The organism is Halodesulfovibrio aestuarii DSM 17919 = ATCC 29578, assembly GCF_000384815.1.
Classification (GTDB): Bacteria; Desulfobacterota; Desulfovibrionia; order Desulfovibrionales; family Desulfovibrionaceae; genus Halodesulfovibrio; species Halodesulfovibrio aestuarii.
Map to the genome: position 1 here is coordinate 138783 of NZ_ARQF01000019.1, position 17304 is coordinate 156086.

The window sequence follows — 17304 nt, forward strand, 5'->3', positions numbered from 1 at the left end:
CAGTCCCAGACAATTCCTTTGTCTAACCATCTGAACTTTCACTACCTGCACCATGGTGCCAGTGCCATATTCGCTTTTTTTTTCTGACAAACCATGCCTCATCTAAAAATGCACCATGAGAGATTTTTCACAATAGCAACGTTACGTGGCATGCTACATGCAACCTCCGGGCTTCAGACTAAAGGAGAATTAACACATGAAACTACAATCAAGTGTCAACATTGAGTCGCTTGTAGCCCAGCGAAACATGCATTTTGCAAGAACAGGCATCCTTATCGCCTTATTTTCTGGAATGACTTGGGGACTTGATGGCGTTGTCCTTGGCAGCGCTCTCACCATGGCTCCATTTATTGATCCAGAGCTGTGGCTGCTCGCCCCATTAACTGCCGCTGCAATGCATGATGCAACATCTGCATTTGTAATCACTGCTATCAATATTTACTCAGGAAAGAGCAAAGAAATTTTCCGCAGCCTGCTCAGCAAGCCTGGCAAATTTATATGCCTTGGAGCGTTGATGGGAGGCCCAATTGGGATGGGAGGATACTTGCTTGCGCTCAAATTTGCAGGCCCGGCATTTGTGCTGCCAATCACGACTCTTTATCCAGCAATAGCCTCATTACTTGCTGTTGTGGTGCTTAAAGAAAATATTTCTAAACTAGCTTGGGCGGGTTTAGGCATGTGTATTTTAGGCGCAATAGTTATTGGTTACACACCGCCAAGTGGCGAAACAACCAGCCAATTTTATTACGGAATCGCCTTTGCATTTCTTGCAACAATTGGATGGGGCTCAGAAGGAGTGTGTTCTACATATGGCATGGATTTGCTTGACCCCTCTGTTGTACTAAACATACGCCAACTCGTTTCTGCCACCACCTACCTGCTCGTTATTCTTCCCATTGCAGGCGGCTACATGATTCTTACTGAAGCAGCATGGAATATTTCTGGTGACCTGATTCTTTTTGCAGGCGTTCTGGGCGCTGCTTCGTACCTGACATGGTACCGGGCAATGAACATGACTGGAGTAAGCCGGGCAATGGGGATTAACGTCACCTATGCGCTCTGGGGAATTATTTTTAGTTCCGTCTTTATGGACACAGAAATTACCGCAACCCTCGTCATCGGAGCCATCATTATTACTGCGGGCATGATCATGGTTGTAGGCAATCCTAAAAATATGACAACCCTTCGCAATGTGAACTAGAGGTCACCATGACAACACACAAATTACCGCTCAAAATGAGTATCGCTCAGATTTTCACAGATCAGGCTCCCCGCACTAAACACCATGTTTTTGTTGAACTAAAATCCAGCTATGGCACTGAAAAACAATTCACGCGAGATACCATCGAAAATCATCTCATGTCCTTAAAAGCTGTCGGCATTCTTAAAGCTGAAGAAGCACGTCTCACTGCTCGTAACGAACTAGTACAAGCATACGTCATCACCTCTTTCGGGCTTTCCAAACTGGCCAGTAAGCTTAACTAAATTTTACAAAAAAAGAGGACATTACTGTCTAATTAACGACACTAATGTCCTCTCTTTAACCATCTGTATTTATAAACTTAAAAAATATATAGCGACACCAATGTCACTCTGCATCCAAATTACGCATTCTTGAATTCGTTTCCACTAACCGATACAGCTACAATCAACAGTTTTACACTAAAAAATGCCAATGTGAAAAATGGCACAAATAATGCTTTATGCACAGAGTCAGAACCCAACTCCCAAAACTTTAAGCTGCGCCGAACACAGCTAACATTTCATATAAGGCGCTCCTGGCACTTTCAACCAAGGAGAAAACATGGAAGAAACAGGGAACACACCTAATAGTGATTTAAGACCTGATTATAAAATTCTTATACCGACATCACTTGTTATTTTAAGTGTTTGTATACCTTTTGTTTTATATCCAGACGCAAGCCAAAGCATCTTGAAAACTATCTTCAACATGCTTTCAACTTACGCGGGCTCCGCTTTCTTGTGGATCAGTCTCTCATTCGTTGCTCTTTCGCTCTACTTCATCTTTTCGAAATACGGTAACATCAAATTTGGTGAGCCTGATGAGAAGCCGGCGTTCTCAGATATCTCATGGATTGCCATGATGTTCTGCACCGGTGTTGCTGGTGCCGTAATGTACTGGTCTGTAGCAGAACCACTTTTTGACCTTGCTTTCCCGCCAATGCACGCTGCGCCTTTCTCCAAGGAAGCGTATGAATGGGCGACTACATATGTACTTTTCCATTGGGGTCCACTCACATGGTCATGGTATGTAATCTGTGCAATTCCTATCTGCTACATGTACTACAAACGCAAAAAGCCAGTCCTTCGCATCAGTACAGCGTGCGAAGAAGCACTTGGCAAGCGTGTAAACGGCCCGCTCGGCTCTGCTATTGACTCTTTTTTCTGCATCGGACTGGTAGCATCAAACGCAGCAGTAATGGCGATTTCTGTTCCAATCATTGCATTCTCTCTATCCGAAACTTTTGGCATCGAGCCGTCTCTCGGCCTCCAGCTCATCGTACTCGCCACAAGTACTGTTATCTTTAGCGCCAGTGTTGCAGCAGGGCTGGAAAAAGGTATTGCGAACCTTAGCTACGTAAACCTTATTATTGCGATTGCACTCATCACCTTTGCATTTATTGTTGGTCCTACAACATACATTGTAGATAACTTTACAAACGCATTCGGTATGATGCTTAGCAACTTCTTCCACATGTCCCTTTGGACTGATCCGCATACCAGCGGAACATTCCCTCAGGACTGGACAGTGTTTTACGCTCTTTGGATGGCGAGTTATGGTCCATTTATGGGTCTCTTTATTGCTCGTATCTCAAAAGGCAGAACCGTACGTCAGATCGTATCTATGGGTCTGATTTTCGGTATTCTTGGTGGTTGGCTCATCCATGGCGTCTTTGGTGGATACACTCTCCATCTCCAGCTCACCGGCGCTCTTGACGCTGCGGGAATTCTCAAAGAGTTCGGTCCTGCAATGGCTGTTGTAAAAGTATTAAGCAGCCTCCCTGGCGGCATAGCTATTCTGCTCGCATACTGCGTATTTTCAACCATTTTCCTTGCAACCTCTGTTGACTCTGCTGCATATGCGCTCTCCACAGCTTGCACCCGCAAACTTGGTATCGGTGATCATCCAACTGTTGGCCACCGTTTCTTCTGGGCCTTCCTGCAAGCCATCCTTCCTGCTTCCATGCTTTTCATTGGCGGCATAGCCCCAATGAAGACTTTTGCAAACGTTGCGGGCGCTCTGATGATCCTTGTTATTATCCCGATGGTCATCTCTCTCTTCAAAATGCTCAAAGACGAAGACCCTGTTCGTCTTAAGTATCCTGAAATCGCAGACAAACTTGAGCGCTTAGACAAACTTGAAGCTCTTGCTGATCTTGAATCCCCTAAACAGGACTACAAACAAGCAAGCTAATTACTCAACTGTATTGCTAGATTATTAAAAAGCCCGCAGAGATTCTGCGGGCTTTTTCTATAGGCAGTACGTTGAACTGATTACGCACAACAAAGCACAAGGTTAGAAATTTTGAATCAAGATCAAAATAGCATTACAAAACCCCGTACAAGATCCTTTGCCGGATCTTGTACGGGGTAATTATTTCAATACATTTATCACCATCACATCAAATTCTTAATTATCTGTTACTGTAAACATTTCCAGCGTATTACGACAACCTACCTCGTTCCTATCCTTACGAAGAGCCTCAATGCCATTCTTAACAGATTCTCACCATACTCGAGCAATTCTACGCACATCAACCAATACTTGTATTGATGCAATCTCTTCAATGTAAGATATCAGTTACGCTATGTCCTTTTATACTTTTAAGAATTCAGAATGAAAACATACAGTTCAAATCTTTCGACAATAAAACTGCAACTATCTAAAACTCAATAAAATTTCATTCAAAACATGAGTAGAGCTATTCAACAACAAAGCATTTAGTTCGACGGCATCTTACTATAATTCAACTACCAAAAAAATATGCCCCTCTTCTTAGGCAAGATTGAAGAGGGGCAGGGAGCAACTTACATGGATCAATCTGCATTAAGCGCAATTGCAGTAACAATGAACCAATATAAGGAGGATATGAAGCTATAGATTTAGGTTTTGGCAGTACATATGTTTTTTTTCTTGTACACTGGCTTTTTATTCCACCACTATGGAGAAACTGGATTAGAAGAAGGTTGTGCCCCTGCCGATGTAGCGTTGTGTGTTCCTTGAGGTAGCCTTTTCCGTGAGTTTCCGGATATCATCGATAAAAGGATTCCCCCAAAAATAATTACCCCACCTTGAAGCTGTGTTGCTGAAACAGGCTCACCTAGAAAGGCCCAAGCGAGCAAACCGCTTATCAAGGGTATTATATAGTAAAACTGGGTAGTGCGAGTCGCCCCAATAATTCCTACAGCCAAGTTCCAAAAGAAGTAACACAAAATAGATGCACCGATAGCTAAGTATGTCAGCGTCAACCACATATCATTCGTTACTTCTACAACCTCAACTCCAGAATGAACATCCCAGATGAATATTGGAATCAGGAACACAAAGCCAAGTACAAAAGTTACGCCAAGCAAGGCACGTTGACTTATTTTTCCGCTCACAGCTTTTATTGTAGTATTGTATGCAGCTGACATCAGACAGGTGCCTATAACAAACAGGTCTCCTTGTCCGAACTGAATACTGGCCAACTGTGACCAATTGCCGTCTGTTACCAGATAAGCAACACCACAAATACTGACGATACACCCCAGATACATAGCAGGAGAGCTTTTTTCGCCAATAAAAATCCGAGCCACCACAGCAGTCATTAAAGGTGACAGCGTTGAAATAAGTGCAATGTTTAGTGCAGGGGTTGTCTGTCCGGCAATGAATAAAAACAAATCAAATAAAGAAATACCTAATAAAGCCAAGAAACAGACTGTTACAAAATACTTTTTTAACACCCTACGTTCTCTCCACATCGGGCCTAGAGAAAACGGTAAAATGAACAATGTGGCTAACGCCCAGCGGTACATATTAAGCATCGCAGGGGGCATAACATCACCCATTGCTCTAGCTGCAACTATATTTCCTGAAAAATTAATTATAGCCAGCAATATATAGCAGTAACCAGCTGTTTTGCTGAACAATATATTTTGAAAACGGAGAGGCATTATTCACACCATTTCACTTGTTGAAATCTAAGAAACTGAATGGTTGAACATGTCTTAATTGCACGCCTCACCATTCATTCCGTAAAATTTTTTAGCCCCCGGCCCCCCGGGGGCTTGTCAGAACAAGTAAGTATCTTCTCCACATTCCGTAGTGGAGTGCTAACCAGACAGCTCACTTTTCCAATTCTCTCCGTTTGCTCTAAAAGCACAGACCATGCCACTCGTGACGCTATGCATAACAGTTCGTTTTTATTATTTTTTTTGCAAAAACATTTCTTGGGCAAAAAAAAATGCGACACACTTGTCGCATTTTTCACTTAAAATAAAATTTTACTATGTATTAATAGGCAATTACGCCATTACGTCTTTTTTGTCGTATTTATTACCTTAAATGTCACCTACCCTATCCCAAAGCTATTACTGAGAGATTTACGTACCTTTTTATTACTACACTGAACTCCCATATATTTTTCGTAAGACTGCCCTACCCCTTTCCTTTACTATAACATGGCGTAGTTTTTGCATTTATCCGTCTTTAAATTATTCTTTTTTAACGAAGGGACAATAATGCACTTCACCTCACTTAAATCAAAACTTGTTGTTTTTATCTCGAGCATCTTCATTTTGTTCTTTTGCGTACTCATCATTGGAACAGCCTACTACTTGCGGACAACAGCTATCAACGACGCTGTTTCTTATACGGAAAAAACTACCAAAGAAATTTCACTCCGTATTCAACGCGAATTTGAAGCCGGCTTTTCTGTAGCTAGAACTCTAGCTACTACGCTTGAAGGGTTGCGTGCACAAAACATGATGCCCTCAAGAGAGCAAGCAACTGAAATGCTCCACGCATCTGCTGTAAAAAACCCTAAATTCTTCGGAATATGGACGGTCTGGGAACCTCAAGGTTTTGGCGATGATGACCACCAGTACACGTCAAACGCCGAACATTCAGGCCCTGATGGCAGGTTTGTTCCATACTGGAACAAAACAAAAGGCTATCTATCCCTGTACCCCTGCAAATCCTATCGCGATGATGAACCATCAGGTTGGTACACATTCTCACGCGATAGCAAGCAAGAGTTTGCAACTGTAATTACAGAATTTAAACCAAATGGAAAATCAATCAAAGTTACTTCGCTTACTGTTCCAGTAATTGTGGATGGAAAAGCAGTCGGAGTAATCGGAGCAGACCTTTCTGCCGACTTCCTGAACAATATTGCAAATTCAATTAAAGCGTTTGATGGTCAGGCAACTCTGGCGATTATTGCACACGACGGAAGCGTGCAGGCTCTAACTCATGATACAAAAGCACTGAACACTCAGTACGAAAAATATGTACCGAATGCTGCGGCGCTTCTTACCCAAGCTGCTTCAGGCAAAACAGTAACATCCATCAAGGATGACTACTTGCGTGTAATTGTTCCGATTTCTCTGGGCAAAGCAGAAAAAAACTGGGCAATTGCCCTTTCTGTGCCGAAAGCAGTCGTACTTGCAGAAGCAAACTCTATGACCAAACTGCTTGCAGGAGCCTCAATAGCTACACTTATTCTAGCCCTGCTGTTTATTTACTACTTAGCAGGCTTCATTACGAAGCCAATAATTCACACTTCTAATATTGTTGAAGAATTAGCGTCCGGTAAACTGAATAAAAGATGCGTCATTCGATCACATGACGAAATCGCTACCATGCAAAATGCTGTGAACAACCTTGGCGAAACACTTGAGCAAAACGAACAACGCAGCAAAGAAAGCATGGAGGAAATCGAAGCTCATTCCACAGAGGCAACTAAAGCTATGGAAGCAGCACGTCTTGCTCAGGAAGAAGCCGAACAGGCCCACAGCAAAGGTATGCTGGCTGCAGCCAAACAACTAGAAACTGTCGTCAGCACACTGGCCGGTTTGTCAACGGAACTGAATGAGCAGATCACCTCTACAGTTAATGACATTACACTACAGGAAGCACGAAACAGTGAAACTGCCACAGCAATGGAAGAAATGAACTGCACAATTCTCGAAGTAGCACAAAATGCTAATCATGCAGCAACAAGTACAGACGAAGTCTGCACTAAAGCTGAAAAAGGTATTCGGGGGATTACGCAGTCTGTTGAGACTATACAGAATGTTTCTTCACACACGGAAAAGCTTAAATGTGAAATGAACGCATTGGGAGAGCAAGCCACCTCCATAAGCGACATTATCAATGTTATCAGCGACATAGCAGATCAAACAAACCTTCTCGCCTTAAACGCAGCGATTGAAGCAGCACGTGCTGGAGATGCAGGACGCGGGTTTGCTGTTGTTGCAGACGAAGTGCGTAAACTTGCTGAAAACACCATGAATGCGACCAATCAGGTCAGCACAGCGATTGAGAACATTCAAGCAAGTGCCAACGCAAACATTGAAGCAATGAACTCCACCTTCGATTCAGTGGGTCAGGCAACTGAATACGTAACTGAATCTGGAAAAACATTTACCCAGATTATGGAGCACATCACCAGTGTAACAGAACAAGTTCGGGCAATTGCTACAGCGACAACTCAACAATCTGCGGCGAGTGAAGAAATAAACCAGGCTGTCGGAGAAATTAGCCAACTTGCTTCAAACACGTCTATCCACATGCATGAAGCACAAAACGCGACAAACAACCTTACGACCCTGACAAACCAGTTAAATCAGATGATCACCACACTACAGAATAGTTAATCTGACATCTTCCATAAAAAAGGAGCACCTTCTTGAGGGGCTCCTTTTTTTACAAGACTCTATCAAACTTTGCCCCATCTCTCATTTTCTTGTCCTATATTGCAGTTGCGTTCACCGCGCTCTTATAGGCCATTTCTTAAACGGAACAGCCCGATTTAACCTTCTTTAGCTGCGTTACAGCTCTCATGTGCCTTATTTCCCGTACATTGCTCTTCCGCAACTCAATCGCATCAAAAAAACACAATGGTTGCGCGCCATTGATGACACTTCTGTCACAACCCATAACATTGCAATATTATTAATCTTTTTCATGTATTTTTTGCATACAATACGAAAAACAAGATGTTCTGACCAAAACGCGACAAGTGTGTCACAAAGGCTCTAACAAGCTGTTTATCATGAAAAAGTATATATCAACAAAAAACAACACGACACCCATGTCGCACCCAACACTTAGCCAAACACATCCCCCCTCCCAAAAAAACCTTTTTTACTATCATATTACATTGTATTTACTATGATTAGACACTTTGGCACGAACAATGCTGTCCGCCAGTTGAGGACAAGCTTGTCCAAATAATCACGAGGGAGAAAAAAATGGCTGAACTCACAGTATCATATGATCGCGAAGGTGAAAAACAAACTATCCACACAGGATCAAAGGTCCTTGGTGATATCGATATCAACTACGAAGGTGTTCCAGCAGACCAACGTGGCGGCACCGCAAAACAGTTACTGGCTTCTTCTGCCCTCTACTGCTTCTGCGGCGCACTTGGAAAAGCACTGGAAACCCGTGGCGCAACTTACGAGCGTATTACCGGCACAGCAACACTCGAGACCGGTGTTGACGAAAAGAAACGTGCACGCGTTACCGGTATTACTCTTGATGTGACCGTACACATGGACGAAGATTATGATTTCATCTTTGACCGTGTTGAGAAAATCATGAAACAAGGCTGTCTGGTTACTGCATCCCTGCACGCGGCATTCCCAATGACCTACAACCTGCACCACGAATGCTAATCGTCATCAAATTTCAGGAATTGCTCTAGCAAACAGGAGAAACAATGCCATCCATCACGATTATAGGCGCAGGTCCTGGCGGTTATATTGCTGCATTTGAAGCCGCTCGCCGTGGTGCCTCCGTCACTCTGGTCGAAAAGACGAATGTGGGAGGAACCTGCTTAAACACTGGCTGTATTCCTACCAAAACTCTCAAGTCATCAGCAGAAGCGCTCGAAACTGCAAGCAAACTCGCACAGTTCGGCATCACAGCTTCCGCCGGAGATGAATCTGTTAGTTTTAAGGCAGATATGCCAGCCATTGTTGCCCGTAAAGAACGCGTTCGCCAAGTGCTTTGCGGCGGGCTTGAGAAGACCTGCACGTCTCTTAATATCCGTCTTATCCGAGGTGCGGCTGAGCTGACTTCCACCAGTACAGTTCTTGTGCACACCGAAGAGGGCACAGAAGAAATCAAAAGTGATAACGTTATCATCGCTACCGGTTCCAGCACCCTTGATCTGCCGTCATTGCCTGTTGACCATAAATATATCCTCAACAGTGACGACGCACTGAACCTCGACCACGTACCTGCCAACATGGTCATTGTCGGCGGCGGTGTAATCGGATGTGAACTGGCCTTCATCTACCGTGCTTTCGGCACGTCTGTAACTATTGTGGAAGGTATGGATCGCCTGCTCCCAATTCCTTCTGTTGACGAAGATATGAGCCGTTTGTTGCAGCGCGAGGCAAAAAAGCACCGCATTAAAGTAGAACTCGCAAAGACGGTAAAAAGCGCCACAGTTGTTGATAAAAAAGTCGTTTGCGTGCTTAGTCCTTCACCTTTTGTTAAAGGTGCAACTGGAGCAGACACAATCATTGAAGCTGACGCGGTGCTTGTTGCCGTTGGCCGTACCCCTAACACTGAAGGCCTGAATCTGGTCGAAGCCGGTGTGGAAACGGACAACCGCGGATGGATCAAGGCGGATCACGGAATGCGCACCTCTGCCAAGGGCATTTACGCTATCGGTGACGCACTCGGCCCAGCACGCGTAATGCTGGCCCACGTAGCTTCCGCGGAAGGTCTGTGCGCTGTGGCTAACTGCTTTGGCGAAGACAAGACGCTGAATTACGGTGTCATCCCAGCTGGTATTTTCACCTCTCCAGAAATCGGAACTGTAGGCATTTCTGAAGCCGATGCGATCAAACAGGGCTTTGAAGTCCGCTCTCAAGTATTCCAATTCCGCGAATTGGGCAAAGCACAAGCTATGGGCGAATTGCCGGGCATGTTTAAAATGATCTGTGAAAAAGAAAGCGGCAAGATTCTTGGCGTACACATCGCTGGCGCCCATGCCACCGACCTCATCGCTGAGGCGGCATTGGCTATTGAAAAAGGTCTTACCGCAGCCGATTTGGCTCACACAATTCACGCGCATCCAACCCTTGCGGAAGGCCTGTACGAGGTCGCCGAAGGCTGGCTTCGGGGCTGCTAGCTCCTGTTTTGCGCCATCAAAACAGTATACTTAAAGGATAACACAATGAGTGAACTTACTTTTCCAAATGATCTTCTTTACCATACCGAACATACTTGGGTACGCATTGCTGATGACAACACTGCAATAGTTGGCATTACCGACTTTGCACAGGAACAGCTTGGCGAAGTTGCTTTTGTAGATCTTCCATCCGCAGGCTCCAGCTTCTCCGCAGGAGACGAATTCGGAACTGTAGAATCCATCAAAGCTGTAAGCAGCCTCCACATGCCTATCACCGGCACTGTTACTGAAGTAAACGAAGGCCTCGAAGACGATCCTTCTCAGGTTAACACATCCCCTTACGGTGACGGCTGGATGCTCCGTATTACTGTTGACGCTGATGCAGACAAAAGCCATCTGCTCAACGATCAGGATTACGCAGCACAGCTCAAATAGTCGCAAGCCTCCGAATAGTTTAATACCTAAGCTTCCGGCACCTCCAGACGGAAAAGCTTTTAGAATAGCGGCTTCTTATATTTGAAGCCGCTATTTTAAAGAGTTACGCACTTCCCAACAACATTTAACCAATTTTCATGGGACCAATGCAGATTATCGACCTTGGACGAATTCGATACAAAGACGCCGAAGATCTTCAGATGGAGCGCCTCGACGCTGTCGTAAACGGGGCAGAGCAAACGCTCTACCTGCTGGAACACGATCCGGTGATTACTTTCGGACGAAACGGCGGCCGTGAAAATCTCCATGTCAGCGACGAATTCCTCGCCTTACAGGGCATTGATCTTGCGCACTCCACACGCGGTGGCAACATTACCTGTCACTTCCCCGGCCAGCTTGTGGCCTATCCAATCTTTAGGGTAGCCAAACGACCAGGCGGAATGCGTCAGCTCTTTTATGATCTTGAAGAAGTGGTCATCCGTACAATTAGCGACTTTGGCATCGCTGCGACAAGACAGGAAGGCCGTCCCGGAGTCTGGGTGGAAAACAGAAAACTCTGTTCCATCGGTATCGGGATGAAAAAATGGACAAGTTACCATGGCCTTGCGCTCAACGTGCAGCGCGATGTCGAGCTGTTCCGCATGATAACCCTCTGTGGATTAACTGACGCAGAACCTTCATCCATTGCCCAAGAACTTGGTCGCGAAAAACTTCCCATGCAAGAGGTCAAAGATGTGCTCGCAAGACACTTCCAAAACATATTTACGCATTCCCCCGTGGCTCAGAGTTAAAATCCCCTGTAACAAAACCTACGGCGCCACACAGGAGATGGTGAAAGACCTGAACCTGCATACAGTCTGCCAAAGCGCAAAGTGTCCCAATATGTTCGAATGTTTTTCGGAACATACGGCGACCTTTTTAATCATGGGCGACACTTGCACCCGCAACTGCGCTTTTTGCAACATTGAAAGCGGCACCCTTTCGCCTCTTGACCCTACAGAACCAAACCGCGTGGCGGAGGCCTCCAAGCGTCTTCAGCTCAAACATGTTGTAATAACCTCAGTTACCCGCGATGATCTAGATGATGGCGGTGCAGCCCACTTCGCCGCCACTATACGTGCAATTCGTAAACAGCTTCCGGATTCCACCATTGAAGTACTGATTCCCGACTTTCAAGGAAATGAGGAAGCGCTGAACGAAGTCATCGCTGCCAAACCGGACATCATCAACCACAACGTGGAAACCCCACCAGTCCACTACGTCAACATCCGCCCACAAGCGAGCTACCAGCAAAGCCTTGAGCTGTTGACACGCGTGAAAAAGGCCGGAGTAATTTCCAAATCTGGCCTCATGGTCGGTCTGGGTGAGACGGACGACGAGGTGCGCGGCGTAATTGATGACCTTGCCGCCATTAATTGTGACATTGTAACCATCGGGCAATATATGCGTCCTTCACGTAAGCACCCTGCAGTACATCGTTACGTGCCACCGGAGCACTTTGAACAATATGCACAGTACGGCAAAAACAAAGGCGTCTTACACATGTACAGTGCTCCGCTTGTCCGTTCGTCATATAACGCAGCCCTCTTTGCAGGGGCGAGCAAAAGCAATAACTCTTCCGTGAAATAGAATACAACCCGAAGTTGATTTTTTGTTAATAGCACCCGTCACAACATCGGTGCTGAAACCTTTATGCACCGTGGGCTAGAGTAAGCCGATAGAAGATGGAAAAGCCGCTGTAGTGCACTTCAACTCTACAAACGTAACTTTGATCCATCCAAGGCCAACGCCCTTCCGTCATCAGTGAGGAGGTATCCCCGTACCACCTTCTGACAGTGGGAGGTTGCTCCTTCAAAAGCAAACGGCCAGTTTATCCTGAATCCTACAAGGAACATCAGGATAAACTGGCCGTTTCATTTTTTCAAATTGCTCACTGATCAATACAGCATTGTTTTACAACGTCTTACAGTAAAAAAAACAGAACTGTGACGTATCAAACCAATGGTTATAAGACACATTTATTACAGGCAGCTTGAAAAAGAAATACAGTTGCGACGTGAATTGAAGAGTCGGAAGAATAATTCTGCGAGTGGAAATAGAGTTGGGATAACGTGCGTTGATTACATGGAATACTTTTTCAGCTTTCGCTGCATAGTGCGCATATTGAGACCTAAATACTTTGCGGTTTGCCCTTTTCTCCAGTGATTTTTTTCAAGAGCTTTGAGCATAAGGTGACGCTCAACAGCTTCCAGCACTTCTGAAAGCGTAGAGTAGTCTTCTGCGGCTTCCAATGCTTCTTCAATATCCATCGAACCTTTTGGAGCCTGAATACCAAAGTCACTCAAAACCACTTCACCGAACGTCAGGTAACGCTCCAAAACGTTCTGCAGTTCACGGACATTCCCCGGCCAGTCATGCGCATCAAACGCTGCATAAAGTTTAGCAGGAATCGTAGATACATCTGCATTTTTACCTAGATAGCGTGATAAAAACTCAGCTACCAGCAGCGGAAGGTCTTCCAGACGATCACGGAGCGGAGGAACACGGATGGGCAGTACATGCAGACGGAAAAAGAAGTCAGAGCGCATTGTTCCATCTTTAACCATTTGCGAAAGGTCTCGGTTAGTCGCTGCAACAAGTCTAAACTGTGAATGCTGAGACTCACTTCCACCTACAGGTGTATAAAATTTACTTTCCAGTGCACGAAGCAGTTTTACCTGCAAAGCAAGGTCAATTTCCCCCACCTCGTCAAGAAAAAGTGTCCCGCCATCTGCTGCGGCAAGGTACCCCTTGCGGTTGGCAACCGCACCGGAGAATGCGCCCTTTTTATACCCGAAAAATTCACTTTCCATCAAGTTAGGAGGAATAGCACCACAGTTAACTGGAACATATGGTCCTTTCACGCCGCTTTGCTCATGAATAGTTTGAGCGACAAGGTCTTTGCCTGTACCTGTCTCTCCAAGTATAATTACATTAGCGTTGCTTTTTGAAGCTTTTAAAATAAGTTTGAAAACATCGCGCATGCCGTCGCTTTTGCCGATGATGTTACCAAATCTAAAACGGTCATCCATGGAACCTTGAAGGCGGTGGTTCTCCTGCAGCAATTCAAATTCACGCATCTTTTGTGCGCTGATATCGATCATAATGCCTTCAAGATATACGGGAGTTCCATCATTATCGTAAACACATTCGCCCTGATCCCAAATCCACTTACAACTTTCATCCTCAAGAAGAACACGGTAGAGCATTTTGTAGGGACGATTGCTGATTATGGCATCTTCCTGTTCCTTACGCATTGAGGCAAGGTCGTCAGGATGTGCCATAATTTCCATCACATTCGTACGCTTGCCAATAAGAGCTTCCGGTGTAACCCCTAAAAGGTCAATACTGCCCCGACTAACGAACTCCAACATCGATTGAAAATTCTCATCAATGGTACATCGATAGGCCATCCCCGGCAGATTGTTGAACAAACGAGTCAGTTGCCGCTGGCTTGCCAGCAGGTCCTGCTTGGACGTGCTGAGGATTATCGACTCCTCATGCAGCCCTGCACCATCCGTAGGCTGTTCTACATTTATCTGGTCGTTCATAGTTTCCATATTGTCTCTCCCAAACAACATGTGCGACAAAGGTGTCGCACCCTCTCAAATGCGGCATCTATGTCCTCTCGAAAGAAAGAGCAAGTGTTTTTTCACCTCCATCTTCACCTCTAAAATAATACTCAGGGCAGTTGTTGGTGTGTTCTCTTGCCTATCTTTCCAATATGTCATTTCTTTTTATGCAAGGACTGAAATTGAGTCACATTTACAGGGCTAATGGAGCAAAAGGAAAAAAGGGAACACACCCCATGGACCGGACTGGAATCCGGCCTATGAGGTGCGTTTGTGAGTATAACTATCGAGTGCTTCTTATGCGCAGTCGTGCTTATCCCAAGGTTCGCGGTTATCGCGCTGCAGCGCAACTTCCATACGAGCAATGGCATCTTTCAGTTTGCCAATTTCCTTGAGTTTCATGTTAGCATCTTTAAGCGCCTGGTAAAGAATGCCACCTGTGCAATCTGCTGGTACGAGAAGATCTGCTACGTAGCAGAAGGTAGCAACAACATCAGCTGCGGTTGCACTACGTTCAACAGTGCCTGCTTTTTTATCAATGCCAAGACCGGAAAGGTAGAGGCCGTTGTCGGTAGCAATAGCGATAAGGGTACGACGGTCAGCAGCATCGGAAATCTGAGCAACAGCAGCTTCCAAAACTTCATTGCTTGCATTGCCGAGTTCTACAACTGCAAATGCACAATCTTCTTCAAAAGCTTTAGCAACACCGTCAGCAGCAACAGTGATTGCGCCTTCGATTTTAGCTGCTTCTGTAACCATGTTTTCGTTGTTGAAAGAAGCTACAGTGCAAGCTTTTTTCATGAACTTTTCTAATGCTGCGCCGCTACCATTTACGTCTGCTTCGCCACAAGCGATCAGAACTACTTTTTTTTCAGCCATTATTTTCTCCTGGATTTTACCGGGTAGATATCTATATAAAAAACATGCTGTTACACATTCGATTAGCCAAGAACCATCGTTGATTTACTCAACGAATTCGTTTCCTAGTTATCGTGCTTTTCAAAAATCTGGTACATTACAGCACCTTCAGTATCAGCAGGAACAGGGTTGCCTGTTGCGTGACAGAAAGTAGGAACTACATCTACCAGCCAGCGCGGACGATCGTATACAAAACCTTGTTTAACGCCTGGGCCGCGCCATACCATAACGTTTTTCAGAGAACCACATCCGGACTCACCAGTAGGGAAACCGTAGCCGTGTTCTGCCATGTATTCAGGTTTAAGTACGTAAACAACGTCACCAGCCTGCTCGCCACCCATGCCGAAAACTTTAGCGTCTTCTTTAGGGATTGCACACATAACTGGACGTTCACCTGTTTCTGGGTGTTTGTAGTCGTAGAGAGCATCGATAATCTGGTTACGAACTTTTTCGTAATCTTCGTCCTCTACAATACCACCCGGGTACTTTGACTTCAGGTTTACATATACAAACATGTAACGCTGAGGAACAGCCAAAGATTTTTCGGGGATAAGGTCGTAGTTAAAGCCTTCGGCTTCTTCCCATACAGAACCTGCATCGTCTTTGCCACGAGCTTCATAAGCACACAAACCAGCCTGCTTCAGAGCTTCTGCAGTGTTAAGGATAGGTCCGATAGGAGTTGCACCGTGGTCAGAGATAAGACAAGTAAGCGCATCAGCAGGCATGTGCTCCATTACTGCACCAAGGAATTTGTCCTCGATCTGGTAGATAGCACGTTCCATATCGTATGCTTTCTTTTTCTCTTCTTCGGAACCGTATTCCATCTTCTCGAGGTAACCATGATAGAACCAGTCGATAAGGTGGGTGTGCATGTAAACGAGATCCCAATCAGCATGGTCTTTCATGAGTGTAGTTAACACTTCGGTAAGCCACTCTGAGTGGAACTGAGCCAATTCAATCACTGTTTCGTCATCAATAATGCCGTTTACAAGGCCAACAAAGCCCATGTCGTTTGCAAGAATAGTTTTGCTGAAATCAACATTCTTCAACGCATCGTCAGGAGCGCAGTAACCGTGAGTTCCAGTGATACCGGACATGTAAAGTTTAAAGTCTTCAGCATCGTCAGAAAGTTCCATCAACTTACAACGGAAGTAACCTTTCTCAATGCGGCCATCAGACTCGATAGGGAACTCAGATTCAATAACGTCAGACCATTCGCGAACTTTGATGGTAAAGAATGCCTTAGAAAAATCTTTTTCTGGGCACAGAGCGAAAACATCGTAGCCGTCGTCTTCAGATTCCCAAGTCAGACCGTACCAGGTTTGAGGAGTCATTTTTTCCATGGCGTGAGGGAATTCCATAGGAATTACCATATCGAGAGGCTCAAGATCTTCGATTTCTTCAGGGAGGTTTTTCCAGCCTTCAGCTTCTTCGAAACGTGCCTGTACACCAATTGGGTAGTAGTCGGTTGCTACACAAGATTCTGAACACAAGCTTTCTCTGTGCTCGTAGCCTTCAATCTGCCAACGGGATTCCGCAGCAGATAAGCCTTCACCCTGTACCATTACGCCATTTTTGAGTTTAGAAGGCCAAGAAGTAGGGTAGTTTACTACCAGACATTTTTTGCCTGCTTTATCCCATGCATCCCAAATGGTTTCGGCTTTAAGCATTTTGGAACCGAAGGCCTGCACGCATTTGGAAAAGTGCAAGGACTCGCCTTCGTTGTAGTAGTAATAGTCCTCAACACCGTGAGTACGAGGGTAAGCACCGGTACAGATAGAGGCCCAGGAAGGAGGGGTAACTGTAGGCATGTTGTAGCCTTCAGTCATGTATGACCCTTCTTCTTTGAATTTTTTGAAGTTAGGCAAAGCGCCTTCTTCCATCAGTGCTTCAAGGCGCTTAGGAATAGCGCAGTCGAAACCGAGAAGTGCAATTCTTTTGGCTTCAGAAGTCATTTTACTTTTCCT

13 protein-coding genes are annotated in these 17304 nt (G+C 45.2%); 9 read left to right on the forward strand and 4 right to left on the reverse strand.

Going from position 1 to position 17304, the window contains the following annotated elements; all coding sequences use genetic code 11:
* The first annotated feature begins 196 nt into the window (after window positions 1–196).
* The 3 genes from F461_RS0104675 (at window position 197) to F461_RS0104685 (ending at window position 3436) form a co-directional block, all read left to right on the forward strand.
* On the forward strand, window positions 197–1201 hold the full coding sequence (locus tag F461_RS0104675) for a DMT family transporter (protein ID WP_019999997.1): 1005 nt from the start codon (window positions 197–199) through the stop codon (window positions 1199–1201).
* A gap of 8 nt (window positions 1202–1209) precedes the next feature.
* On the forward strand, window positions 1210–1485 hold the full coding sequence (locus F461_RS17100; RefSeq protein WP_019999998.1) for a hypothetical protein: 276 nt from the start codon (window positions 1210–1212) through the stop codon (window positions 1483–1485).
* A 319-nt stretch (window positions 1486–1804) separates the two neighbouring features.
* Window positions 1805–3436, forward strand: a complete 1632-nt coding sequence (locus F461_RS0104685; RefSeq protein ID WP_019999999.1) for a BCCT family transporter — start codon at window positions 1805–1807, stop codon at window positions 3434–3436.
* A 746-nt stretch (window positions 3437–4182) separates the two neighbouring features.
* Here F461_RS0104685 and F461_RS17105 read toward each other — a convergent pair.
* Window positions 4183–5175 (reverse strand): DMT family transporter, encoded by a 993-nt coding sequence (locus F461_RS17105; RefSeq protein ID WP_020000000.1) that lies wholly within the window; start codon window positions 5173–5175, stop codon window positions 4183–4185.
* Window positions 5176–5742: 567 nt separating this feature from the next.
* On the opposite strand from F461_RS17105, the gene F461_RS0104695 reads away from it, so the two are divergent.
* The 6 genes from F461_RS0104695 to lipA all read left to right on the forward strand — a co-directional run bounded on the left by F461_RS0104695 (window position 5743) and on the right by lipA (window position 12437).
* Complete coding sequence (locus F461_RS0104695) at window positions 5743–7881, forward strand: methyl-accepting chemotaxis protein (protein WP_020000001.1); 2139 nt, start codon at window positions 5743–5745, stop codon at window positions 7879–7881.
* 597 nt (window positions 7882–8478) lie between these two features.
* Window positions 8479–8904 carry an OsmC family protein gene (locus tag F461_RS0104700; RefSeq protein ID WP_020000002.1) on the forward strand — a complete coding sequence of 142 codons (426 nt, stop codon included), beginning with the start codon at window positions 8479–8481 and terminating at the stop codon, window positions 8902–8904.
* Between the two features lie 44 nt (window positions 8905–8948).
* Entirely contained in the window at window positions 8949–10373 is a 1425-nt protein-coding gene (gene lpdA / locus F461_RS0104705; RefSeq protein ID WP_020000003.1) for a dihydrolipoyl dehydrogenase, read from the forward strand.
* 45 nt (window positions 10374–10418) lie between these two features.
* Entirely contained in the window at window positions 10419–10808 is a 390-nt protein-coding gene (gcvH, locus tag F461_RS0104710; RefSeq protein ID WP_020000004.1) for a glycine cleavage system protein GcvH, read from the forward strand.
* A gap of 146 nt (window positions 10809–10954) precedes the next feature.
* Window positions 10955–11599, forward strand: coding sequence for a lipoyl(octanoyl) transferase LipB (gene lipB / locus F461_RS0104715; RefSeq protein WP_026364620.1), 645 nt, complete (start codon window positions 10955–10957; stop codon window positions 11597–11599).
* The gene (gene lipA, locus F461_RS0104720; protein ID WP_020000006.1) at window positions 11541–12437 is read left to right on the forward strand and encodes a lipoyl synthase; all 897 of its coding nucleotides are present in this window, start codon (window positions 11541–11543) and stop codon (window positions 12435–12437) included. The genes lipB and lipA overlap by 59 nt, the downstream gene beginning before the upstream one ends.
* Before the next feature lie 491 nt (window positions 12438–12928).
* Here the strand turns inward: lipA and F461_RS0104725 are convergent, their stop codons facing one another.
* The 3 genes from F461_RS0104725 to F461_RS0104735 all read right to left on the reverse strand — a co-directional run bounded on the left by F461_RS0104725 (window position 12929) and on the right by F461_RS0104735 (window position 17292).
* Window positions 12929–14407, reverse strand: a complete 1479-nt coding sequence (locus F461_RS0104725; RefSeq protein WP_020000007.1) for a sigma-54 interaction domain-containing protein — start codon at window positions 14405–14407, stop codon at window positions 12929–12931.
* 309 nt (window positions 14408–14716) lie between these two features.
* On the reverse strand, window positions 14717–15298 hold the full coding sequence (locus F461_RS0104730) for a hypothetical protein (RefSeq protein WP_020000008.1): 582 nt from the start codon (window positions 15296–15298) through the stop codon (window positions 14717–14719).
* Window positions 15299–15402: 104 nt separating this feature from the next.
* A complete protein-coding gene (locus F461_RS0104735; protein ID WP_020000009.1) occupies window positions 15403–17292 on the reverse strand; it encodes an alkaline phosphatase family protein in 1890 nt (629 codons plus the stop codon).
* Window positions 17293–17304 lie beyond the last annotated feature (12 nt).

Coding starts and splice junctions, on each gene's coding strand:
- F461_RS0104675 (WP_019999997.1), top strand. CDS start 197: ATGAAACTACAATCAAGTGTCAACATTGAGTCGCTTGTAGCCCAGCGA.
- F461_RS17100 (WP_019999998.1), top strand. CDS start 1,210: ATGACAACACACAAATTACCGCTCAAAATGAGTATCGCTCAGATTTTC.
- F461_RS0104685 (WP_019999999.1), top strand. CDS start 1,805: ATGGAAGAAACAGGGAACACACCTAATAGTGATTTAAGACCTGATTAT.
- F461_RS17105 (WP_020000000.1), bottom strand. CDS start 5,175: ATGCCTCTCCGTTTTCAAAATATATTGTTCAGCAAAACAGCTGGTTAC.
- F461_RS0104695 (WP_020000001.1), top strand. CDS start 5,743: ATGCACTTCACCTCACTTAAATCAAAACTTGTTGTTTTTATCTCGAGC.
- F461_RS0104700 (WP_020000002.1), top strand. CDS start 8,479: ATGGCTGAACTCACAGTATCATATGATCGCGAAGGTGAAAAACAAACT.
- lpdA (WP_020000003.1), top strand. CDS start 8,949: ATGCCATCCATCACGATTATAGGCGCAGGTCCTGGCGGTTATATTGCT.
- gcvH (WP_020000004.1), top strand. CDS start 10,419: ATGAGTGAACTTACTTTTCCAAATGATCTTCTTTACCATACCGAACAT.
- lipB (WP_026364620.1), top strand. CDS start 10,955: ATGCAGATTATCGACCTTGGACGAATTCGATACAAAGACGCCGAAGAT.
- lipA (WP_020000006.1), top strand. CDS start 11,541: ATGTGCTCGCAAGACACTTCCAAAACATATTTACGCATTCCCCCGTGG.
- F461_RS0104725 (WP_020000007.1), bottom strand. CDS start 14,407: ATGGAAACTATGAACGACCAGATAAATGTAGAACAGCCTACGGATGGT.
- F461_RS0104730 (WP_020000008.1), bottom strand. CDS start 15,298: ATGGCTGAAAAAAAAGTAGTTCTGATCGCTTGTGGCGAAGCAGACGTA.
- F461_RS0104735 (WP_020000009.1), bottom strand. CDS start 17,292: ATGACTTCTGAAGCCAAAAGAATTGCACTTCTCGGTTTCGACTGCGCT.